Genomic DNA, 22,219 nt, shown 5'->3' with positions numbered 1-22,219 from the left:
CGGCTTAACGCGTAGGCTTAACGCTTAAGCGGGGCTGCGTAGGGCTAGGTTGGTGGATAAGCGGCGGCGACGGTGCGCGGCAACCCAGGCGCCAGCACGATCGCGGGCGCGTTGTCGATGCCCGCGCCGCGTGCCGCCGCTTCTTCGGAGGCGTCGCGGCTCGCGTCGTTCAGTTGCTGATAGCGGCGAAACTTCGAAGGCGCCATGCCCTTCACCGCGAGGAACTGCCGGTTGAAATTCGACAGGTTGTTAAAGCCCGCCTTGAAGCAGATATCGGTGACGCTCAACGCGTCGTCGGTCAGCAACTGGCAAGCGAGGTTGATGCGCATCCGGTTCACGTACTGCACGAACGGCAGCCCGGTGTGACGGCGAAAGTAGCGCGAAAACGCACTGACGCTTTGCCCGGCGAGTTGCGCCAGATCCGACTCGCGCAACTCGCCCGAGAGGTTCTTGCCGATATACGACAGCACGTGATTGATGCGCGTCGACGCAAAGCGGGCCGGATCGGCCTGGTACGCGGGGCTTGCGAGCGTCTCGCGGTCTTCCGCGTTCATCAGTATTTCGAGCATCGACATGAACAGCACGAGGCGGCGCAGCCCGCGCGCCGCCAGCAATTCGAGGAACAACGGCTGGATCGCCGCGCTCGTTTGCGCGCCGAACGATACGCCGCGGCGCGAGTCGGCGAGCAGCGCTTCGACCTGACGCCACTCCGGAAAACTCTCGAGACAGTTCGACACGAACGCCTGACCGAATTGCACCACCAGATTGCGCTGCGCGATGGTTGCGCCTTCCGGCACGTCGCTGACCCAGTTATGCGGCAGGTTCGGGCCCATCAGCACCAGGTTGCCGGGTGCGAAGCTGCTGATATGGTCGCCGACGAACATCTTGCCGGTCGTCGCCACGATCAGATGGATTTCGTACTCGGGATGAAAATGCCAGCGCACCGTGCGATACGGATAGCCGTGCGACCACACTTTGAACGATTCGTCGCGGCGTACGGCAACGAGTTCGAGATCGGGTTGCATCGCGTCCTCCTTCCTCCATGAAGCGGCTCGCTGAGGGCGCCGCTGATCTTCGTCTTGTATAGCGAAAAGTAGACTTCCAGCGCGTGATCCACCACTAGAAATGAAACCGCCAACCGATACTTTTTTGCATTCGGGTTAGTCCTGACGAGCTCGAAGTCAAATTTGATGCAACGCAATAGCCTCGCTCAGACGCTGCCCACAAAGCGCCGCCAGGCCGCAAGCCCTGCCGGGAACCCCGCCACGCCGCGCTGCGCCACGAAAAGCCGTGCGCGCCGCCTTGACTTTCGTTTCGCCGGGTACGATCATTCGCTCACAGACAGAGCAAATGCTCCAGCCTAGAAAAACGCACGCTCCGAGCCGTGCGATGAAAGACATTCAGGAGACGCATATGAACAGCGGGCAAGGCAGCGGCGCGGCCGCACACGTGATCCTGCACATCGGCGCGGGATCGTTCCATCGCGCGCATCAGGCGTGGTATCTCCATCGACTGAACGAAATGCGGCCGCCCGGCGAGCCGCACTGGTCGCTGACGGTCGGCAATATTCGCAGCGACATGAATGCCGTGCTCGATGCGCTCGCCGCGCAAAAAGGCGTCTATACGCTCGAGACCGTCACGCCGCAGGGCGAACGCGCATACGAGACGATTCGTTCGATCGAGCGCGTGGTGCCGTGGTCCGCGAGTCTCGACGCGCTGATCGAAGCGGGCGCCGATCCGGCTTGCAAGATCATCGCGTTCACCGTCACCGAGGGCGGCTATTACCTTAACGAACACGACGAACTCGACACCGCCAACGCCGATCTCGCCGCCGATCTGAAAGGCGGCCACACCACGATCTACGGCGCGCTCGCGGCCATTCTCGACGCGCGCATGAAGCGCGGCGCCGGCCCGGTCACGCTGCAAACCTGCGACAACCTGCGCCGCAACGGCGAGCGTTTTCACGCGGGCATGAGCGAGTTTCTCGAACGGCGCGGCGCGAACGACCTGGCGCAATGGTTCGACGACAACACGCTGAGCCCCAGCTCGATGGTCGATCGCATCACGCCGCGCCCCACCCCGGACGTGCGCGAACGCGTGAAGGCGGCCACCGGTGTGGACGACGCATGCCCGGTGATGGGCGAGGCATTCATTCAATGGGTGATCGAAGACCGGTTCATTGCCGGCCGTCCGGCGTGGGAAAAAGTCGGCGCGGAACTGGTCGACTCCGTGCTGCCTTACGAGGAAGCGAAGATCCGCATTCTCAACGCGACGCATAGCTGCATCGCGTGGGCGGGCACGCTGGTCGGGCTGAACTACATCCACGAAGGCACGCTGGACCTGGACATTCGCCGGTTCGCCTTCGATTACGTGACCGAAGACGTGATGCCGTGTCTCACGCCGAGTCCGCTCGATCTCGAACGCTATCGCGACGTGGTGCTCGAACGCTTCAGCAATCCTTATATCGAGGACACCAACCAGCGCGTCGCGGCCGACGGCTTTTCGAAGCTGCCGGGCTTCATCGCGCCGACGCTCGCCGAATGCTTCGAGCGCGGCGTCACGCCGGCGGCGACCGCGATGCTGCCGGCGTTGTTCTTCCGCTTTCTCGACCGCTGGCAGGCCGGCAAGCTGCCGTACGCGTATCAGGATGGCGTGATGGACGAGCGCGTCGCGCGCGGCTTTTTCGCGGCGCCCGATCCGCTGCAGGCCTTCGCCGCAGACCGGCTGCTGTGGGGCAGCATGGCGCAGACGCCTGAACTGGAAAGCGCGTTGGCGGGCGCCTTGGCGCGCGTCGACGTGTGGTTGAGCAAACGCCAGGCTTCAGGCGCCCAACCAGGGTGCCAGGCTTAACGCGCATGGCACCGCGCACCGTGTGCGGCTAAAGTAGCGCATCCCTAACGACGAAGGTTCCGCGCCCATGTATCTTGGCATCGACCTCGGCACGTCCGAAGTGAAAGTCCTGCTGCTCGCCTCCGATGGACGCGTGATCGGCACTGCAGGCTCACCGTTTACCGTGTCGCGCCCGCATCAGCGCTGGGCCGAACAGAATCCCGCCGACTGGTGGGCCGGCACGCGTACGGCGTTGGCCGCGCTGCGCGCCCGGCATCCCGACGAATTCGCGCAGATCCGCGGTATCGGCCTCTCGGGGCAGATGCACGGCGCCGTGCTGCTCGACGCGCAGGATCGCGTGCTGCGGCCCGCGATCCTGTGGAACGACATGCGCAGCGACAGGGAATGCGCGGAGCTGACCGAGCGCGCGCCGGAGCTGCACCGCGTCGCCGGCAATCTGGCGATGCCGGGTTTCACCGCGCCGAAGCTGCTGTGGGTCGCGCGCCATGAACCGGATATCTTCGCGCAAACCGCCTGCGTATTGCTGCCGAAGGATTACCTGCGCCTGCAACTGACCGGCCGCAAGGTGTCCGATCCATCGGACGCGGCCGGCACGCTGTGGCTCGACGTCGCCAAACGCGACTGGTCCGATGCGCTGCTCGCCGCCTGCGACATGACGCGCGCGCAGATGCCGGGCCTGTGCGAAGGCAGCGCGCCGTCCGGCACGCTGCTGCCCGAGGTGGCGCGTGAATTTGGCCTGAGCGACGGCGTGATCGTCGCGGCCGGCGGCGGCGACAATGCGACCAGCGCGATCGGCATCGGCGCGACGCAACCGGGCGACGGCTTCGTGTCGCTCGGCACGTCGGGCGTGCTGTGCGTGGTCGGCGATAGTTTCAGACCGAATCCGGCGTCCGCGGTGCACGCGTTCTGCCACGCGATTCCGGATCGCTGGCATCAGATGAGCGTGGTGCTGTCGGCGGCGAGTTGTCTGCGCTGGGTCTGCAAGCTCACCTCCACCGACGAGCCCACGCTGCTCGCCGAAATCGAGGCGCTCGCGCCTGCTGCGTTGAACACCGCGCCGCTGTTCCTGCCGTATCTGTCCGGCGAACGCACGCCGCACAACGACCCGTATGCGCAGGGCGTGTTCTTCGGCATGACTCACGCGACCGACCGCGCGTTGCTCGGCTATGCGGTGCTCGAAGGCGTGACGCTCGCGCTGACCGACGGCCTCGACGCATTGCGCGCCGCCGGCACCGAGGCGAAAGCGCTGTCGCTGCTCGGCGGCGGCGCCCGCAGCGACTACTGGGCGCAACTGCTCGCCGACGCGCTCGACACCGCCACCCGCAAGCACGGCGGCGGCGAAACCGGCGCGGCGCTGGGCGCGGCTCGCCTTGGCTGGCTGGCGGCCGGCGGCGACCCCGCCAAGGTGCTGACCAAACCGCCGATCGAAAAGGAGTTCACGCCGAATCCGCAGCGGCACGCCGAGCTGCGCACGCGCCTCGAAGCGTATCGCGCGCTCTACCGCCACGTGCGCCCGTTGTTCGAGCCGGCGCGCCAGCCGCTCGCCTGACCCGGCAAACCGCAGCCGGGTTCGCGCCGCGGGGCGAGGCGAACCTCGGCTGCTATCATCGGCGCACTTCAAGCGAAACATCACCGTGCCCAAGTCCACAGAAAAACTCGACCTCGCCACGCGCGCCGCGTGGCTTTACTACGTCGCCGGCAATACCCAGAACGAAATCGCCGAGAAGCTGCAGGTATCGCGTCCGGTCGCGCAACGGCTGGTCGCCTTCGCGGTGGAGAAGAATCTGATCCGCGTGCGGGTCGATCATCAACTGGCCGATTGCCTCGCGCTCGCCGATCAGTTGTCGAAGCGCTACGGCCTGAGCATGTGCGAAGTGGTGCCGATCGACAACGACACTTCCGAGGAAGTCGACCGCAAACTCGCGGTGGCCGGCGCCCAGGTCATGGAACGCTATCTCGGCGAAGACAAACCGATGGTGGTCGCGGTCAGCAGCGGCCGTACGCTGAAGGCCGCGGTCGATCAGATCGCGCAGCTGGAGCGTCCGCAGCACCGGTTGGTGTCGATGGTCGGGGCGATCGCCTCGGACGGCTCCTCGAACCGCTACGACGTCGCGCTGCACATTTCCGAGAAGACCGGCGGCAAGCATTTCCTGTTGCCGGCGCCGTTGCTCGCCGATAGTGAGGCGGAGCGTGCGCAGTGGTGCAATCACCGGCTGTACCGGATCGTCGAATCGCTTTCGGCTCAGGCGGATGTCGCGTTTGTCGGCATCGGCAATATCGGGCCGAAGTGTCCGCTGCACGAAGACGGCTTCATTACGTCGGCGGAAGTGAAGGAGTTGATGCAGAACGGCGCGGTCGCCGAAATGCTCGGCTTGCCGATCGACGCAGCCGGCGCGCACGTCGAATCGCCGACCGGCCGGCGCGTCACCAGCATCGCGCTCGACACGCCGCCCAAGCGCCCGACCATCGGCTTTGCCGGCGGTGCGCGCAAGCGCGACGCGGTGATCGCAGTGCTCAAAGGCGGCTGGCTGTCGGGGCTCGTGACCGACGAACTGTGCGCCCGGGCGGCGCTCGAAGCAGCCTGAGCACGACGCTGGCCGGCGCGGCCTATCGAGCCGGGCTGGCCAACCTTCCGTCATCCTGAGCGTGGTTGAAAAAGCCAAGCGGCGCGCGCGCCGCTTGCCCCGCCGCTTGCCCAATCGTCACGCGGCCAGCACCTCGACGATCTTGCGATGGAATGCCTTCCCATCGCTGTCGAACAGATGGCAATGCTCCGGCGTTGCGCCGAGTTTCTGCACCGCGCCTTTCGACTGGCGCTCGAGCGGCGGAATCCGCGCGATCAGGCCATCCGGCGCGACGCTCGATTCCGCGTACAGATAAGCCGCGTCGCCGAGCGATTCGACTGCCATCGTGCGAGCCGAGACGCCGTCCTCGGTCGTGCCGACATGCAGATGCTCCGGACGAATCCCGACCGTCACCTTGTCGCCCTGCTTGACGGTGGACGGTTCCACCGCGACGCGCTGCGTCTCGCCGGTTTCGTAGAGCACCGTGACGCCGTCGCGCGACACCGACTGCACCACGCCTTCCATGAAGTTCATTTTCGGCGAGCCGATGAAGCCCGCAACGAAGCGGTTGGCCGGCGCGTGATAGAGCATCGTCGGGCTGCCGACCTGCTCGACGTTGCCCGCCGACAGCACGACGATCTTGTCGGCCAGCGTCATCGCCTCGACCTGATCGTGCGTCACATAGATCATCGTGGTCTTCAATTCGTCATGCAGACGGGCGAATTCGAGGCGCATCTTCACGCGCAGCGCGGCGTCGAGATTCGACAGCGGTTCGTCGAACAAGAACACCTTCGGCTTGCGCGTGATCGCGCGGCCGATCGCGACGCGCTGGCGCTGACCGCCCGAGAGCTGCTTCGGCTTGCGATCGAGCAGATGGTCGATGTGCAGGATCTTCGCCGCATTGCGCACCGCCACGTCGATCTCGGGCTTCTTCGTGCCCGCCAGTTTCAGGCCGAACGCCATGTTGTCGTACAGCGTCATGTGCGGATATAGCGCGTACGACTGGAACACCATCGCGATGCCGCGCTTGGCGGGCGGCACGTCGTTCACGCGCGTGCCGTCGATGGTCAGGTCGCCGGCGCTGATGTCTTCGAGGCCGGCGATCATCCGCATCAGTGTCGATTTACCGCAACCGCTCGGGCCCACGAACACGACGAACTCGCCGTCCGCGATGTCGAGATTGATGTCGCGCATCACTTCATTTTCGTCGTAGCGCTTCGCGATATTGCGCAGAGTCAGGCTTGCCATGATGTGTCTCCGTGTAATGCGGTGTGTTGCTATGTGTTGTTGCGTACTGCTTGTCCGTTGTTTCAGCGGCGTTGCTTGGTTCGGCGTTGCTTCGTGTTGCTTCGTGTTGCTTCGTTTACATGCGCCGTCTCGTGCTGCGCTCAGGGCGTGGCCGCCGTCGCGCTTAGCGTCCATTGCGCGACCAGCTCCGGTAATTGCTGCATGTCGTCGAATACGTGACGCGCGCCTGCGGCATGCAACGCGTCGATTTGCGCATCGCCCGCATGACCGCCGCCGATGAAGCCGAGCACCGTCATGCCCGCCGCGCTCGCCGCCGTTACGCCGGTCACGCTGTCTTCCACCACGAGGCACGCCGCGGGCGCGAGGCCAAGGCCTCGCGCGGCAGCCAGATAAACGTCGGGCGCGGGCTTCGGATTCGGCACCGCATCGGCGCAAAAGAGGCGCTCGCCGAAAAACCTGACGAGGCCGGTGCGCGCAAGCACGGTCTCCACATACGGCCGGAAGCTGTTGCTCGCGCAGGCTTTGACGAGTGGCACCTGCGCCAGCGCGGCCTCGATGCCATCGACCGCCAGCGCCTGCATCGCCGCCGCTTCCACGGCGCGGCGGATCGCGTCGATATCGTCGGCGGACAGGCTTTTGCCGAGATGCGCCGCCGTGCCTTGCAGCACCTTCTCGATACGCAGGCCGAGCAGCGGCAGCACCACCGGCTCGACCTCGGTATCGGGCCAGCGCGCTTCCAGTTCGAGCACCAGCATGTGCGCCGCCACGGCTTCGCTGTCGATCAGCACGCCGTCGCAATCGCAGATCAGCGCGAAGTTGGCTGCCGTCATTTGACCGCCCCGAAGGTGAGGCCACGCACCAGTTGCTTCTGCGACAACCAGCCGACGATCAGGATCGGCGCGACCGCCAGCAGCGAAGCCGCCGACAGCTTGGCCCAGAACAGCCCCTCAGGACTCGAATACGACGCGATGAACACGGTCAACGGCGCGGCGTGCGAGCTCGACAGGTTGATGCTCCAGAACGCTTCGTTCCACGACAGGATCACCAGCAGGAGCGCTGTCGATGCGAGCCCCGGCAGCGACATCGGCATCAGCAGATAGACGATTTCCTGCCACGTCACCGCGCCGTCGATGCGCCCGGCTTCGAGAATGTCGCGCGGAATTTCGGCGAAGTACGTGAACGACATCCACACCGCGATCGGCAGATTGATCAGCGTGTAGACGATGATCAGACCGGACACGGTATCGAGCAGCCCGCTGTTTTTCCACAGCAAATAGATCGGCACCAGCACGCCGACCGACGGCATCATCTTGGTCGACAGCATCCACAGCAGCACTTTCTGCGTGCGGCGCGTCGGAAAGAACGCCATCGCGTACGCGGCCGGCACGGCGAGAAGCAGGCACAGCACCGTCACGCCCGCGGAGATCATCACCGAATTCCATGCGAACGAAAAATAATTGCTGCGCGCGAACACCTCGCGAAAACTGTCGAACGTCGGGATGAAGAACAGCGACGACGAATACGCCTGCTGCTCGGTCTTGAACGCGGTGATCGTCATCCAGAAGATCGGGAAGAACAGCAGCAGCGCGACCAGCCAGGCGATCACGCCGGGAATGCCGCGGCGAATTCCCTCGAACGGCGACTTGGCCGGTACGGTAACGGACACAGCGGGCGTCGCGGCCGACGCCGGCGTAGCGGCAACTTGGCTCATTTTTCGTACTCCCCTTTCAGGTTCTTCGCGAGCATCCGCACGAGGAAGAACGACACGATATTGGCCAGCACCACGGCGAGAATGCCGCCTGCCGACGCGAGACCGACGTCGAACTGTTGCAGGCCCAGCGAAAAGATCAGGTACGACAGAATGGTGGTCGCGGTGCCCGGACCGCCGCCCGTGGTCGTATAGATTTCGGCGAAGATCGACAGCAGGAAAATCGTCTCCATCATCACGACCACCGCGATCGCCCGTCTCAGGTGAGGCAGCGTGATGTAGAAGAACATCGAGAACGGACCCGCGCCGTCGATGCGCGCCGCTTCCTTCTGCTCCTGATCGAGCGACTGGATCGCGGTGAACAGGATCAGGAACGCGAACGGCAGCCACTGCCACGCGACGATCATGATCACGGCGGTCAGCGGATAGTCGGCGAACCAGTCGATCGGCTGCATGCCCAGCGCGCGCATGCCGCTCGCGATCAGGCCGTACACCGGATGCAGGATCATGTTCTTCCAGATCAGCGCGCTCACGGTCGGCATCACGAAGAACGGCGCGATGGCGAGCAGGCGCGCCACGCCCTGACCGTAGAACTTGCGGTCGAACAGGATCGCCATCAGCACGCCGCCCACCACGGTGATCACCAGCACCGAGAGGATCAGTTCGAGCGTGTGCCCGATCGACGGTCCGAACGACGGATCGCCGGCGAGAAACTTGTAGTTGTCGAAACCGGCGAAGCCCTTGAGATCCGGGTTCAACAGGTTGTAGCGCGAGAACGAAAACCAGATCGTCATCGCGAGCGGAATCGCCATCCACAGCACCAGTACGCCGACCGACGGCGAGACTAGCCAGCGGGCGGAATTGGCCTTGCGGACTTCGCGTTCTTTTTCTGTCTGAGGATGAACATGCATGAGAGGAAGGCGCAGATGACGCATGGTTGACCACCTGTTCGGTAATGCGCGGGCCGGCGCCTTGCCTGCCGCGACACGGTTTTGCTGTCGCGCAAGGCGAATCCGGCGGGACGGCCCGCTGTGCTGCATGAGCCGGCTGACGGGCGTCAGCCGGCGCGTTTCACGTGACTGGGTTGCCTGCAGAGCGGCTTACTTCTGATACCCAGCCTGCTTGACCGCGCGGTCGGCGGTTGCCTGACCGGCTGCCAGCGCCTGATCGACCGTCATCTGTCCGGCAATCGCGCCGGAGATGCTCTGTCCGACCACCGTGCCGAACGACTGGAACTCAGGAATGCCGACGAACTGCACACCGGTGTACGGCACCGGCTTCGCCGTCGGATGGTCCGGGTCCGCCGTTTCGATCGCCTTCAGCACGAAGTCGCCGAACGGTGCAGCCTGCTTGTACTCGGGACGCGCGTACGTCGAGTGACGCGTGCCCGGAGGCACCGAAGCCCAGCCCTCGTCCTTCGCCACCAGTTCGATGTACTGCTTCGAAGTCGCCCACGTGATGAACTTCTTCGCCGCTTCCGTCTGCTTCGACGACTTCGGAATCGCCAGCGCCCATGCCCACAGCCAGTGCGAACCCTTCGGCGTGACCGCGACCGGCGCCGCGGCGAAACCGACCTTGTCCGCGATCTGCGACTGCTGCTTGTTATAGAGCATGCCGGCCGCCACAGTCGCGTCGATCCATATCGCGCATTTGCCCGACGACATCAGCGTGAGGTTTTCGTTGAAGCCGTTCGAGCTCGCTCCCGGAGGACCGTCTCTTTTCAGCAGATCGACGTAGAACGTGATCGCCTTCTTCCATTCCGGCGACGTGAGCTGCGCGTTCCACTTCTCATCGAACCAGCGCCCGCCGAAGGTGTTCACCACCGTCGTGCTGTACGCCATATTTTCGCCCCAGCCCGCCTTGCCGCGCAGGCAGATGCCGTACATGCCGTTGGCTTTGTCGGTGAGCTTGTCGGCGAATTGCGCGATCTGGTCATAGGTCGGCTGATCGGGCATCTTCAGGCCCTTAGCCGCGAACAGGTCCTTGCGGTAGTACGTCATCGAGCTTTCGACGTAGAACGGCAGCGCATACAGCTGGCCGCCGCTCGAGAGGCCGTCGCGAGCCGTCTTCACGACGTCGTTCAGATCGTAATCGGCTGGCAGTCCGGTGAGCGGCGTGAGCCAGCCGCGCTTGCCCCATTGCGGCGTTTCGTACTCACCGATCGTCATCACGTCGAACTGGCCGCTGCCGGTCGTGATGTCCGTGGTGGCGCGCTGGCGCAGCACGTTTTCTTCGAGAATCACCCAGTTGAGCTTGATGTCCGGATTCGCCTGCTCGAAAGCGGGCGAGAGCTTCTTCAGCTCGATCATGTCCGGATTGTTCAACGTGGCGATCGTCACCGTGGCCGCCGAGGCGTTCAGCGCGGCGCATGCGACAGCGCCGGCGCCGACCGTCTTCAGCGCGGATTTGAGGGATGGTTTCATGACTTGTCTCCTTTCACGTACGTTATGTGGTGCTGCGTTTGTTCTGCCGTGGTTTCCTGGTTCGTTCGATGTTCCGGGCTCAACTCATCCAGTTGCCACCGTCGACGTTCAGGGTTTGCGCGGTGATGTAGTCTGCATCCGCCGACGCGAGAAACAGCGCGGCGCCGGTCAGGTCGTCCGGCACGCCCATGCGGCCGAGCGGCACCGCTTCGCCGACGAGACGCTTCTTCTCGCCGAGCGGCCGGTTTTCATAACGGGCGAAGAGCGCATCGACCTCGTTCCACATCGGCGTATCGACGACACCCGGCGCGATGCCGTTCACATTGATCTTGTGCGGCGCGAGCGCCAGCGCGGCGGATTGCGTGTAGCTGAGCACGGCGGCTTTGGTCGCGCAGTAGTGCGACACCAGCGCCTCGCCGCGCCGGCCCGCTTGCGACGACATATTGATGATCTTGCCGCCGCGGCCCTGCTCGACCATCTGCCGCGCGACGGCTTGCATCAGGAAGAACATGCCCTTCACGTTGACCGCGAAGAGGCGGTCGAACACGTCCCAGGATTCGTCGAGGAGCGGGCGCATATCGAACAGCGCCGCGTTGTTGAACAGGATATCGATCCGGCCGAACCGCTCCAGCGTGCTCGCCACGATGCGTTCGATGTCGTCGCGGCGCGTCACGTCGGCGCTGACCGCGAGGACGCGGTCGCCATAAGCGGCGAGCAGCTCATGCGCGAAGCTGTCGGCCGGCTTCACGTCGACGAGCACGACCCGCGCACCTTCATCCAGATATCGGCGGGCCACGGCTTCACCGATTCCGCTTGCCGCGCCCGTAAGAATGGCCACCTTGTCTTGCAATCGTGCTGCCACTGCTTGTCTCCGGTTGGTTTGCTTCTTGAAGCGCAGTGAGCGAACGCTCACTGCGCGAACAATTGCTCTGTTAGTGATCGAATGATCGGATACGCACAGGGTCATGTCAAGGCGCGCGACCAGATTTCGATGGTGCAGCGCGGCAGGATTCCAGCGCCTCGCGCCTGCTCGATCCACCTCGATCCACACTAATACGAGAAATCGCAAACAGCCAATCCGCTTTCTGCTCGAGACGCTGACAAAAATTCGAGATACGTTATATCATTTCGAACTCGCTTCGCTTCGAAGCCTTGCCAGTTCGTCAGGAGGTCCGCGCCGATGGCTACGACGATTGCAGAACACCACGCCGTGCGGCTCGCGCATGCCGAAGCGCACGCCGCCTCGCACCGTCTCGGGCTCACGCCGCTGCGGCGCCAGATATACGCGGAGATCGTTCATTCAACTCTCACGCAACAGGGAACAACGATGAAAATAATCGGCTCGATGTGGAACGAGGCGCGCCGTGCGCTGAAGCTGTCGAAGTACGTGGCCGCGGGCGCTGCCGCGCTGGCGCTCGGTCATGGCGCGCTCGCCGCGGAGGCGAAAATCCCGGTGGTCGCGGCGGAAAATTTCTACGGCGATGTGGTGCAGCAGCTCGGCGGCGACCGGGTCGAGGTAACCAGCATCCTCAGCAATCCGGATCAGGACCCGCATCTGTTCGAAGCCAGCCCGAAGACCGCGCGCGCGTTGCAGCATGCGAGCCTTGTGGTCTACAACGGCGCCGACTACGATCCGTGGATGGCCAAACTGCTGGCCGCCTCGAAGAGCGCGAAGCGCACCACGATCGTCGCCGCCGATCTCGTCGGCAAGAAAAGCGGCGACAATCCGCACCTCTGGTACGAACCGTCGACCATACCGGCGGTAGCGCGCGCAGTGAGCGCGGCGCTCGTCGCGGCTGACCCGGCGCACAAGTCGGCGTACGATGCGAACCTCGCGAAGTTTCTCGATTCGCTCAAACCGATCGACGCCAAGGTCGCCGAGCTGCACGGCCGCTACGCGGGCGTGCCGGTGACGGCGACCGAGCCGGTGTTCGGCTATATGTCGGACGCGGTGGGCCTGACGATGCGCAATCTGCCCTTCCAGATGGCGACGATGAACAGTACTGAAGCAAGCGCGACCGATATCGCCGCGTTCGAACGCGATCTGCGCGAAAAGCGCGTGCGCGTTCTGATCTATAACAGCCAGGCAACCGCGGCCCTGACCAAACGCATGTTGAAGCTCGCGCAGCAATCGAAGGTGCCGGCCATGAGCGTCACCGAAACCGAACCGGCCGGCAAGACCTATCAGACGTGGATGCTGACGCAGCTCGACGCGCTCTCCAAGGCGCTGGCCGCGGGCGACGCCGGCGGCGCGAGCGCCTCCGCCACCAAAGGAAAAACGTAATGAATGCAACTGGCCGCAGCGCGCCAGCCCATCCCCCTGCCAATGCATCAGGCCATGCAGGAAGCAACGCGCCTGTGCTCGAACTCGAGCACGTGACGCTCGAACTCGGCGGTCGCGCGATTCTGCGCGACACCGGCTTCGTGGTGAACCAGGGCGAATTCATCGGTGTGCTCGGGCCGAACGGCGCGGGCAAGACGACGCTGATGCGCGCCGTGCTCGGCCTCGTACCGGCGGTCAGCGGCGCGATTCGCGTGCTGGGGCAACCGGTCGAGCGCGGCAATGCGTCGATCGGCTATATGCCGCAAACGCGTAGCGCGCTTGCCGGGCGTCGCGTGCGTGGCCGCGATTTCGTCGCGATGGCCGCGGACGGACACCGCTGGGGTCTGCCGCATGCTGACAGCACAACCCGAGCGGATGTCGAGCGCGTGCTGGATCTGGTGGGCGGGCGCAAGCTGGCGGAGCGGCCGTTGTCGGAACTGTCGGGCGGCGAGCGTCAGCGCTTGCTGCTTGCGCAATGCCTGCTGGGCAATCCCAAACTGCTGCTGCTCGATGAACCGCTGATCAGCCTCGATCCGCATCATCAGAAGAGCGTGGTCGAACTGGTGCGGCGCGTGCAGCAGGAACTCGGCATCGCCGTGCTGTTTTCAGCGCACGAACTGAATCCGCTGCTGAACTCGCTCGATCGCGTGCTGTATCTCGGCAGCGGTGTCGCTGCGCTCGGCACCGTCGATGAAGTGATTACCAGACCGGTGCTGTCGCGCCTGTACGGTTCGCCGATCGACGTGATGCGCGTGAACGGCCGCATCTTCGTGATGTCGGGCGACGTCGAAGTCGAAAAGCACGATCACGAGCACGAACAGGACGAGAACGGCGGCCTCGCGCATTCGCATGCCCATGGTCACTCACACCAGCACGACTCACGCGACGGACACACGCACGATGTTTGAATACGATTTCATGGTGAACGCGTTCGCGGCGTCGGGGATCGTCGCGCTGCTGTCCGGGGTGGTCGGCTATTTTCTGGTGATGCGCGGACAGACCTTTGCGGGTCACGCACTGTCGCACGTCGGCTTCACCGGCGCGACCGGTGCGGTTCTGATCGGCATCTCGCCGATCTGGGGGATGATCGGCTTCACGCTGGCCGCGGGCGTCGGCATGGGCGCCCTCGGCGAGCGGCTCGCCGGACGCGATGTGGCGATCGGTGTGATCCTGTCGCTCTCGCTCGGCTTCGGTTTGCTGTTCCTGCACTTCTTCACCGCCTACGCGACGCAAGTCACCGCGCTCCTGTTCGGCAATGTGCTCGGCGTGAACGCGTCGACGCTCGGCGTGCTCGCGGGTCTGGGCGTGGTCAGTTTGCTGGCGCTCGCGGCGATCATGCGGCCGCTGCTATTCGCTTCGTTGCAACCGGAATTGGCCGAAGCCAAGGGTGTGTCGCTGCGTCTGGTGTCGGTGCTGTTTCTGGCGATCGCGGCGCTGGCGGTGGCCGCGTGTACGCAGATCGTGGGCGTGCTGCTGGTGTTCACGCTGATGGTCGGCCCGGCCGCCGCGGCGCAAAACATATCGACGCGACTCTCGACCGGTCTCGTGCTCGCCGCCGTGTTCGCGCTGGTGCAGGCGTGGCTGGGTCTGACGCTGGCGTTCTATACCGACTGGCCGACGAGCTTCTGGATCACTGTGCTGTCGGCGGTAGTGTATGGCGGGAGTTTGCTGAGGCGGCGTTGAATCGCGCTCGTGGAGCTCGTGGAAATAGCGGCGGCACGCTTGCATGCCGTCGCTATCGTTCCGCAGCATTTCAACCGAGCAGCACCTTCGCGTGATGCGCGATGTGATCTTCGATGAAGGTCGAGATGAAGTAGTAACCGTGGTCGTAGCCTGCGTGACGGCGCAGCGACAGCGGCTGCCCTGCCGCCTTGCAAGCGGCTTCGAACACGTCGGGGTTCAACTGCTCGCCGAGAAACTGATCCGCCAGTCCCTGATCGACCAGAATCCCTGCCGCAAACTTGTGCGACGCCTGTGCGATCAGCTCGCTCGAGTCGTACTGCTTCCACGTCTCGCGGTCTTCGCCCAGATAACCGCTGAATGCCTTCACGCCCCAAGGGCACCGTGAAGGCGCGGCGATCGGCGCGAACGCCGACACCGAGCGGTAGATCGCCGGGTTGCGCAGCGCCAGCATCAATGCGCCGTGACCGCCCATCGAATGCCCGAAGATACCGAGGCGCGTGCCGTCCACCGGCAGACTCGCGAGCACCGTTTCGCGCAACTCATCCCGCACGTACGAGTACATCCGATAGTGCTTCGCCCACGGTTGCTGGGTGGCATCGACGTAAAAACCCGCGCCCACGCCGAAGTCCCACGCCGCGCTTTCGCCCGGCACGCCTGCGCCGCGCGGACTCGTGTCCGGCGCGACTAAAGCGATGCCGTGCTGCGCCGCGAAGCGCTGCGCGCCGGCCTTGATCGGAAAGGTTTCTTCCGTGCAGGTCAGGCCCGCGAGATAGAACAGCGCAGGCACGTTCGCGTTGGCCTGCAGGGCCTGCGGCGGCAGATACACTGAAAAGCGCATCGGCAGACCGATGGTCTGCGAGTCGTGCCGATAGATGTGCTGTTCGCCGCCGTGGCAGGCGTGCGACGACAAAAGTTCTAGCATCGCCATCTTCCTTCTCCGAGCCGGATCAGTACAGCACGACGGAGCGGATCGACTCGCCCTTCTTCATCAGATCGAAGCCCTCGTTGATGCGTTCGAGCGGCAGACGGTGCGTGATCAAGTCATCGATGTTGATCTTGCCTTCCATGTACCAGTCGACGATCTTCGGCACGTCGGTGCGCCCGCGCGCGCCACCGAACGCCGAGCCCTTCCACTCGCGCCCGGTCACCAGCTGGAACGGCCGCGTGCTGATCTCTTCGCCCGCCGCCGCCACGCCGATGATGAACGACTGGCCCCAGCCCTTGTGCGTGCACTCCAGCGCCTGGCGCATCACCTTCGTATTGCCGATGCACTCGAACGAGTAATCGGCGCCGCCATCGGTGAGTTGCACGATGTGATCGACGACGTTTTCGACTTCGTTCGGGTTGATGAAGTGCGTCATGCCGAACTTCCTGGCGAGTTCGACGCGGCCCGGATTGATGTCGACGCCGATGATCCTGTCCGCGCCGACCATCTTCGCGCCCTGGATCACATTCAGGCCGATGCCGCCGAGACCGAATACCACCACGTTCGCGCCCGCCTCGACCTTCGCCGAGTACACGACCGCGCCCACGCCCGTCGTCACGCCGCAGCCGATATAGCAGATCTTGTCGAACGGCGCGTCTTCACGCACCTTCGCAACCGCGATTTCCGGCACGACGATGTAGTTCGAAAACGTCGACGTGCCCATGTAGTGAAACAGCGGCTTGCCATCCAGAGAGAAACGCGACGTAGCATCGGGCATCAAACCCTTGCCTTGCGTCGCGCGGATCGCCTGGCAGAGGTTGGTCTTGCGCGACAGGCAGAATTTGCACTGGCGGCATTCCGGCGTGTAGAGCGGAATCACGTGATCGCCCTTCTTCAGCGTGCCGACGCCCGGACCGACATCGACGATCACGCCCGCGCCCTCGTGACCGAGAATCGCCGGGAAGAGGCCTTCCGGATCTGCGCCGGACAGCGTGTAGTAGTCGGTGTGACAGATGCCCGTCGCCTTCACTTCGATCAGCACTTCACCGGCGCGCGGACCCTCCAGATCCACTTCCTCGATCGTCAACGGGGCGCCGGCTTTCCATGCGATTGCTGCTTTGGTCTTCATCGTGAATGCTCCTGTGAGTCTGTGAATGCGTGGCGCGTCGCGGCGGACTATCTCGCGGCGCGCCGGTGTTGCGGTTCGGCTGCTGCAGTTAATTGGCGTGCCACGTCGCGCACGGATGTTGTCGCTCGTACGCGGCAGCGCGTGCCCACGGCTAACTTAGCGCACGAAAGCCGTAATGGTATTGCAAAGTGCGTCGCGGCATTGTCTGAACGTGACATCGGACTGGCTGCGCAGGGCCGGTTGCGGAAGCCCGGTTGCGGAAGCCCGGTTGCGGAGGCCCGGTTGCGGAGGCCCGGTTGCGGACGGCCCGGTTGCGGAGGCCCGGTTGCGGAGCGCCACTCGCGGGCGCTCAGTCACGGACGGCCGGTTGCGGACAGCCGGTTTCACCGAACCAGGTTTCGACGCGGCCATAGAGATCGAGAAAGCGCGCGTAACGTTCGGCAAGCGCCGCATCGCCTCGCGGACCGGCGACACGCGTTGCGCCCGGAGCCAGTCCCGCAAGATCACCCGCCTGCCAGTGGCCGCTCGCCAGGCCGCCGAGAATCGCCGCGCCGCGCGGCGCCGCGTTCGGGCAATCGACCGCATGCAACTCGACGTTCAGCGCGTCGGCGAGCAACTGCCGCCAGCGCGCATCGACGGAACCGCCGCCGGCCAGCTTCAAGGTGCTGACCGTCGCGCCACTCTGACGAATCGCATCGAGCCCGGCGCGCAACGAGAACGCAACGCCTTCGAAGGCCGCCCGCATCATCGTGCCGCGCGTGTGGTCGAGTGCAAGGCCGAGCCAGCCGCCACGCGCCGCCGGATTGAGCCAGGGCGTGCGCTCGCCGGTGAGGTACGGCAGAAACGTGAGACCTGCCGCGGCGGTATCAGTGTCGCCGACAGCATCACTGAATGCATCCCGATAGGCATCGGCCCATTCATACGACAGCCAGCCGCGCACACGTTCGAGCGCGACGCCGACGTTTTGCATCGCCGCCATCCGATACCAGTGATCGCTCGCCGCGCGATAACGATGCAGACCTCTCACCGCGCCGGGCGCGTGTTCGGCGAGCACGACGATCTGCCCGCCGGTGCCGGTGGTGAGCAGCGCATCGCCGTCGCGAGCAAGACCGCTGCCGAGCGCCGCGCATGGCGTATCGGCGGCGCCGGTTGCGAGCACGATACCGGCGCGCAGACCGAGCGCTTGCGCGGCCTGCTCTGACAACACGCCGCCCGCCGCATACGAGGGCGCCAACGGCGCAAACCATTCATGCGGCAATTCGAGCCGCTCGAGCAACGCGCGATCCCACCCGCCCGCGGGATCGGCGAGCGCGGTCGCGCAGGCATCGGACGGATCGGTCGCAACCACGCCGCCCAATGCGACGCGCAACCAGTCCTTCGGTTGCAACGCCCAACGCGTCTTATGTGCGGACTGCGGTTCATGCTGCACGATCCAGCGCAGCAACGGACCGGCCATGCCGGGCGCAACCGGATTGGGTTGCGGCTCGGGCCATAGATCGAGCAACGCCAAGGCGCGCGTGTCGGGCCAGAGCATCGCGGGGCGCACCGCTTCGCCATCGGCGCCGATCAACACGACACCGTGCATCTGTCCGGAGAAGCCGATCGCCCGAACCTCGCGGCGCAGACCGGCGGGCAAGTGCGCCGCCGCTTCGCACAGTGCGCGCCACCAGGTTTGCACCGACGTTTCAGCCCAACCTGGATGCGGCGTATCGAGCGCATAAGCGACGCTCGCCGCCGCTTGCTCGCGGCCGTTTTCGTCGACGATTGCTACTTTGAGGGAGCCGGTGCCGAGGTCGATGCCAAGAAAACTCATGAGCGGAAAAACGCCAGGTTGGTCAGGGGAATAAGCACGCAGAAGGTGCCGGGAATGCTGCATTTTCCATCATCGCGGGCCCGCTCCGAAAGCACGCCCGAACTCGCGCAAAACCGCGATTCGCGGGGATTCGCGGGGATTCGCGGGTTAACCCCGCTACGCCGCGGGCCGCACGAAAACAGCACTATGCGCAAAGCCAGATATACCTCATTGATTCTCACACATATCCGATTGAGTCGGGCGACGCCGCGCGCCGCCACGTGCCACCGCTGCATAGGGCTCGCCGCCGTTTTGCGCGGCGCGCGCATTTCTTTTGGCTTTCAAATGGCCCTCACGCATATCGTCGCCGGGAAGACCGGAATAGGCCCCAGCGGTCTTGTTGCACTTTTTCGTTCCGCATACCTTGGAGCCATCCCAAAACGAGATGGTGGAGAGAGACGATATGCAATCGAACACGGTTCACCCGTGCGACGAACGGCTGCCCGCGGGCCAGTTGCTCACGCTCGGCATTCAGCACGTTCTGGTGATGTACGCAGGCGCGGTTGCGGTGCCGCTGATTATCGGCGCGGCGCTCAAACTGCCGAAAGACCAGATCGCGTTCCTGATCAGCGCCGATCTCTTTTCCTGCGGCATCGCCACGCTGATTCAGACGCTCGGTCTGTGGATCTTCGGCATCCGTCTGCCGGTCATCATGGGCTGCACGTTCGCCGCCGTCGGCCCGATGGTCGCGATCGGCACCAATCCTTCACTCGGCATTCTCGACATCTTCGGCTCGACGATCGCGGCGGGCGTGGTGGGCATCATCCTCGCGCCCGCGATCGGCAAGCTGCTGCGCTTCTTCCCGCCGGTCGTGGTCGGCGTGGTGATCTCGGTGATCGGCCTGTCGCTGATGGGGGTGGGCATCAACTGGGCGGCCGGCGGGGTCGGCAATCCTGACTATGGCAATCCGATCTATCTGGGCCTGTCGCTGGTTGTGCTGATGCTGATTCTGCTCATCAACAGGTTCGCCAAGGGCTTTATCGCCAACATCTCAGTGCTGCTCGGCATCGTGGCGGGCTTCGTGATCGCGCTGGCGCTCGGCCGCGTCAACATGGACGGCGTCACGCACGCACCGTGGGTCGGCTTCGTGATGCCGTTCCACTTCGGCCTGCCGCATTTCGATCCGCTCTCGATCGCGACGATGGTCACCGTGATGTTCGTGACCTTCATCGAATCGACCGGCATGTTCCTCGCGGTCGGCGACATGGTCGATCGTCCGGTCGATCAGAAGACGCTGGTGCGCGGCCTGCGCGTCGACGGCCTCGGCACGCTGATCGGCGGCATCTTCAACTCGTTCCCGCATACTTCGTTCTCGCAGAACGTCGGCCTGATCGGCGTGACGGGCGTGAAGAGCCGCTTTGTGTGCGCGATGGGCGGCGTGATCCTGGTGCTGCTGGGTCTGTTCCCGAAGATGGCGCAGGTAGTGGCGTCGGTGCCGGCCTTCGTGCTCGGCGGCGCGGGCATCGTGATGTTCGGGATGGTCGCGGCGAACGGCATCAAGGTGCTGTCGAAGGTCGACTTCGTGAAGAACCACGACAACCTGTTCATCGTCGCGGTGAGCATCGGTCTGGGTCTGGTGCCGGTGGTGTCGCCACACTTTTTCTCGAAGCTGCCACCTGCGCTGTCGCCGCTCCTGCATAGCGGGATCTTGCTGGCATCGGTGTCGGCGGTCGTGCTGAACCTGATCTTCAACGGCGTCAGGAGCGAGAAGAAAGCGAAGAGCGAAATTCGCCGGGCAGGACATGATTTCGGCGGACGCGGCGGCCATGAACCGCAGCGCGACGAGATGCTGCGGGCGGCGGACTTGCATTGAGTGTCGATAGCCAGATGGCCAGAGCCGTGCAAGCGAGCGCAGCGCACCAAACAAAAACGCCACGGCATGCCGTGGCGTTTTTTTTATTGCTGGCTGCGTGAGGCGACTTCCCTGCAACAGAAACCCGCCCCGCGCGCCGGCTGCTACGAGACTTAGCCCGCGGTGGCTGCCGAAGCCGCCACCGGTGCGCTTGCCGCGCCATAATCGACCGGTGCATCGGCGGGACGCGGCTGCTCGCCGGCCCGTTCGATCCAGCCGCCGCCCAGAGCCTGATACAGCGTGACCAGGTTCTGCAGACGCTGCATCCGCGCGGTAACCAGCAACTGCTGCGACGAATACAGATCGGTCTGCGCGGTCAGCACCGACAGATAGCTGTCGACGCCGTTCGTATAACGCAGATTCGACAGATCCAGCCGGCGCTGTTCGGCAAAGGTATTGCGCTCCAGCGCCTGGATCTGCTGATCGTACGTGCCGCGTGCCGCCAGTCCGTCCGCCACTTCGCGGAAGGCCGTCTGGATTGCCTTTTCGTACGTGGCGATCTGGATGTTCTTCTGCACGTGGGCGAGATCGAGATTGGCCTTGTTCTGGCCGCCTTCGAAGATCGGCAGCGTGATCGACGGCGCGAAGCTCCACGCCGCCGAACCCGGCTTGAACAGACCGCCGAGCGTGGGGCTGAGCGTGCCGAAACTGCCGGTCAGCGAGACCTTCGGGAAGAACGCCGCACGTGCCGCTCCGATGTTCGCGTTGGCCGCGAGCAGATTCTCCTCGGCTTCGGCGATGTCCGGCCGACGAGTCAGCAGATCGGACGGCAAGCCCGCCGGAATATCCGTGAGGAGATTCTGGTTGTCGAGCGTCGAGCCCGGCGGCAGATCGGCCGGCAACGGCTCGCCGATCAGCAGCACCAGCGCATTCTCAGCCTGAGCCCGCAGACGCGCCTGCGACTGCAGGTTCGCGTTGGCCTGCTCGACCACCGTTTGCGACTGCCGCAAATCGAGTTCCGAACCGGTGCCGGTATCGAACTGCAGCTTGGTGATCCGGTACGACTCCTGTGCGGTCTTCAGCGTGCCCTGCGTGACTTTCAGCAGATCGTCGAGTTCGAGCACCGTCAGGTACTGATTCGCCACCTGCGACACCAGCGAGATTTCCGCCGCCTTGCGCGCCTGAGCAGTGGCCAGGTACTGAGCCAACGCCTGGTCCTTCAGGCTCTGGATCCGCCCGAAGAAGTCGATTTCCCACGAGGCGTTCAGACCGACCGAGTAGGAGTTGGAGATCGTCAGGCCAGTCGACGTCAGATCTTTCGGCGTGCGCTGTCTGGTTTGCGACGCCGCCGCGTTGAGCGTCGGGAACAGCGCCGCGCGGGTGATCTGATACTGCGCCTGCGACGCCTGAATATTCAGCACCGACACGCGCAGATCGCGGTTGTTCTTCAGCGCGATTTCGATCAGCCGCTGCAAACGCGCGTCGACGAAGAAATCACGCCAGCCGATATCGGCCGCCGTCTGACCATTCGCGCTGCGCGCGGCGCCCGTTGCACCCGGCCGCCCCCCGCCCGGCTGGGTCGCGCCCGGCTGCGTTTCGTACACGCCGCCGGCCGGGAAGGCCCCCGGCACGGGCGCGGCCGGACGCTCGTACTTCGGCGCCATCGTGCAACCCGCGGCGAGGAACGCGACCGCCACTGCAATCAAAGAGTGTTTTTGCATC

General features: G+C 64.6%; 18 protein-coding genes. 7 read left to right on the top strand and 11 right to left on the bottom strand.

The genetic code is table 11. The annotated features are described in order from the left end of the window. Positions 1 to 44 precede the first annotated feature (44 nt). Complete coding sequence (locus tag AC3WLT_RS03050) at positions 45 to 1,025, bottom strand: AraC family transcriptional regulator (RefSeq protein ID WP_492590457.1); 981 nt, start codon at positions 1,023 to 1,025, stop codon at positions 45 to 47. Positions 1,026 to 1,413: 388 nt separating this feature from the next. Here AC3WLT_RS03050 and dalD point away from each other — a divergent pair, with 388 nt between their 5' ends. The 3 genes from dalD to AC3WLT_RS03035 all read left to right on the top strand — a co-directional run bounded on the left by dalD (position 1,414) and on the right by AC3WLT_RS03035 (position 5,435). Continuing rightward, positions 1,414 to 2,850: a D-arabinitol 4-dehydrogenase gene (gene dalD, locus AC3WLT_RS03045; protein WP_492590634.1), complete on the top strand. Its 1,437-nt coding sequence runs from the start codon at positions 1,414 to 1,416 to the stop codon at positions 2,848 to 2,850. Positions 2,851 to 2,917: 67 nt separating this feature from the next. Continuing rightward, positions 2,918 to 4,399: a xylulokinase gene (gene xylB / locus AC3WLT_RS03040; RefSeq protein ID WP_492590456.1), complete on the top strand. Its 1,482-nt coding sequence runs from the start codon at positions 2,918 to 2,920 to the stop codon at positions 4,397 to 4,399. An 85-nt stretch (positions 4,400 to 4,484) separates the two neighbouring features. After that, positions 4,485 to 5,435 carry a sugar-binding transcriptional regulator gene (locus AC3WLT_RS03035; RefSeq protein ID WP_492590455.1) on the top strand — a complete coding sequence of 317 codons (951 nt, stop codon included), beginning with the start codon at positions 4,485 to 4,487 and terminating at the stop codon, positions 5,433 to 5,435. 117 nt (positions 5,436 to 5,552) lie between these two features. On the opposite strand, the gene AC3WLT_RS03030 is transcribed toward AC3WLT_RS03035, so the two are convergent. The 6 genes from AC3WLT_RS03030 to AC3WLT_RS03005 form a co-directional block, all read right to left on the bottom strand. Further along, positions 5,553 to 6,662, bottom strand: a complete 1,110-nt coding sequence (locus AC3WLT_RS03030) for an ABC transporter ATP-binding protein (RefSeq protein ID WP_492590454.1) — start codon at positions 6,660 to 6,662, stop codon at positions 5,553 to 5,555. Positions 6,663 to 6,802: 140 nt separating this feature from the next. Further along, complete coding sequence (locus tag AC3WLT_RS03025) at positions 6,803 to 7,492, bottom strand: HAD family hydrolase (protein WP_492590453.1); 690 nt, start codon at positions 7,490 to 7,492, stop codon at positions 6,803 to 6,805. Beyond that, complete coding sequence (locus AC3WLT_RS03020) at positions 7,489 to 8,373, bottom strand: carbohydrate ABC transporter permease (RefSeq protein WP_492590452.1); 885 nt, start codon at positions 8,371 to 8,373, stop codon at positions 7,489 to 7,491. The genes AC3WLT_RS03025 and AC3WLT_RS03020 overlap by 4 nt, the downstream gene beginning before the upstream one ends. Next, entirely contained in the window at positions 8,370 to 9,305 is a 936-nt protein-coding gene (locus tag AC3WLT_RS03015) for a carbohydrate ABC transporter permease (RefSeq protein ID WP_492590451.1), read from the bottom strand. Before AC3WLT_RS03015 ends, AC3WLT_RS03020 begins: the two co-directional genes overlap by 4 nt. Before the next feature lie 165 nt (positions 9,306 to 9,470). Further along, positions 9,471 to 10,793: an ABC transporter substrate-binding protein gene (locus AC3WLT_RS03010; protein ID WP_492590450.1), complete on the bottom strand. Its 1,323-nt coding sequence runs from the start codon at positions 10,791 to 10,793 to the stop codon at positions 9,471 to 9,473. 79 nt (positions 10,794 to 10,872) lie between these two features. Continuing rightward, positions 10,873 to 11,655 (bottom strand): L-iditol 2-dehydrogenase, encoded by a 783-nt coding sequence (locus AC3WLT_RS03005; protein WP_492590449.1) that lies wholly within the window; start codon positions 11,653 to 11,655, stop codon positions 10,873 to 10,875. A gap of 465 nt (positions 11,656 to 12,120) precedes the next feature. Here AC3WLT_RS03005 and AC3WLT_RS03000 point away from each other — a divergent pair, with 465 nt between their 5' ends. From AC3WLT_RS03000 to AC3WLT_RS02990, 3 genes are read left to right on the top strand one after another with little or no spacing between them, the layout of a single operon-like run. Beyond that, complete coding sequence (locus tag AC3WLT_RS03000) at positions 12,121 to 13,077, top strand: metal ABC transporter solute-binding protein (RefSeq protein WP_492590633.1); 957 nt, start codon at positions 12,121 to 12,123, stop codon at positions 13,075 to 13,077. Next, positions 13,077 to 14,024 (top strand): ABC transporter ATP-binding protein, encoded by a 948-nt coding sequence (locus AC3WLT_RS02995; protein WP_492590448.1) that lies wholly within the window; start codon positions 13,077 to 13,079, stop codon positions 14,022 to 14,024. Before AC3WLT_RS03000 ends, AC3WLT_RS02995 begins: the two co-directional genes overlap by 1 nt. Next, on the top strand, positions 14,017 to 14,799 hold the full coding sequence (locus tag AC3WLT_RS02990) for a metal ABC transporter permease (RefSeq protein ID WP_492590447.1): 783 nt from the start codon (positions 14,017 to 14,019) through the stop codon (positions 14,797 to 14,799). Before AC3WLT_RS02995 ends, AC3WLT_RS02990 begins: the two co-directional genes overlap by 8 nt. A 70-nt stretch (positions 14,800 to 14,869) precedes the next feature. Here the strand turns inward: AC3WLT_RS02990 and fghA are convergent, their stop codons facing one another. From fghA to AC3WLT_RS02975, 3 genes are all read right to left on the bottom strand, one after another. Next, the gene (fghA, locus tag AC3WLT_RS02985) at positions 14,870 to 15,721 is read right to left on the bottom strand and encodes an S-formylglutathione hydrolase (RefSeq protein ID WP_492590632.1); all 852 of its coding nucleotides are present in this window, start codon (positions 15,719 to 15,721) and stop codon (positions 14,870 to 14,872) included. A gap of 25 nt (positions 15,722 to 15,746) precedes the next feature. Next, the gene (locus tag AC3WLT_RS02980) at positions 15,747 to 16,853 is read right to left on the bottom strand and encodes an S-(hydroxymethyl)glutathione dehydrogenase/class III alcohol dehydrogenase (protein WP_492590446.1); all 1,107 of its coding nucleotides are present in this window, start codon (positions 16,851 to 16,853) and stop codon (positions 15,747 to 15,749) included. 349 nt (positions 16,854 to 17,202) lie between these two features. Then, positions 17,203 to 18,666 carry a xylulokinase gene (locus tag AC3WLT_RS02975; protein WP_492590445.1) on the bottom strand — a complete coding sequence of 488 codons (1,464 nt, stop codon included), beginning with the start codon at positions 18,664 to 18,666 and terminating at the stop codon, positions 17,203 to 17,205. A gap of 442 nt (positions 18,667 to 19,108) precedes the next feature. On the opposite strand from AC3WLT_RS02975, the gene AC3WLT_RS02970 reads away from it, so the two are divergent. Next, positions 19,109 to 20,518, top strand: a complete 1,410-nt coding sequence (locus tag AC3WLT_RS02970; protein ID WP_492590444.1) for a nucleobase:cation symporter-2 family protein — start codon at positions 19,109 to 19,111, stop codon at positions 20,516 to 20,518. A 152-nt stretch (positions 20,519 to 20,670) separates the two neighbouring features. On the opposite strand, the gene AC3WLT_RS02965 is transcribed toward AC3WLT_RS02970, so the two are convergent. Beyond that, a complete protein-coding gene (locus AC3WLT_RS02965; RefSeq protein ID WP_492590443.1) occupies positions 20,671 to 22,218 on the bottom strand; it encodes an efflux transporter outer membrane subunit in 1,548 nt (515 codons plus the stop codon). Position 22,219: the final 1 nt, after the last annotated feature.

This window comes from Paraburkholderia sp. FW306-2-2C-D06C (genome assembly GCF_058781505.1).
Note: the sequence above shows the minus strand (reverse complement) of the source record. Positions and strands in the feature narration are given on the sequence as shown.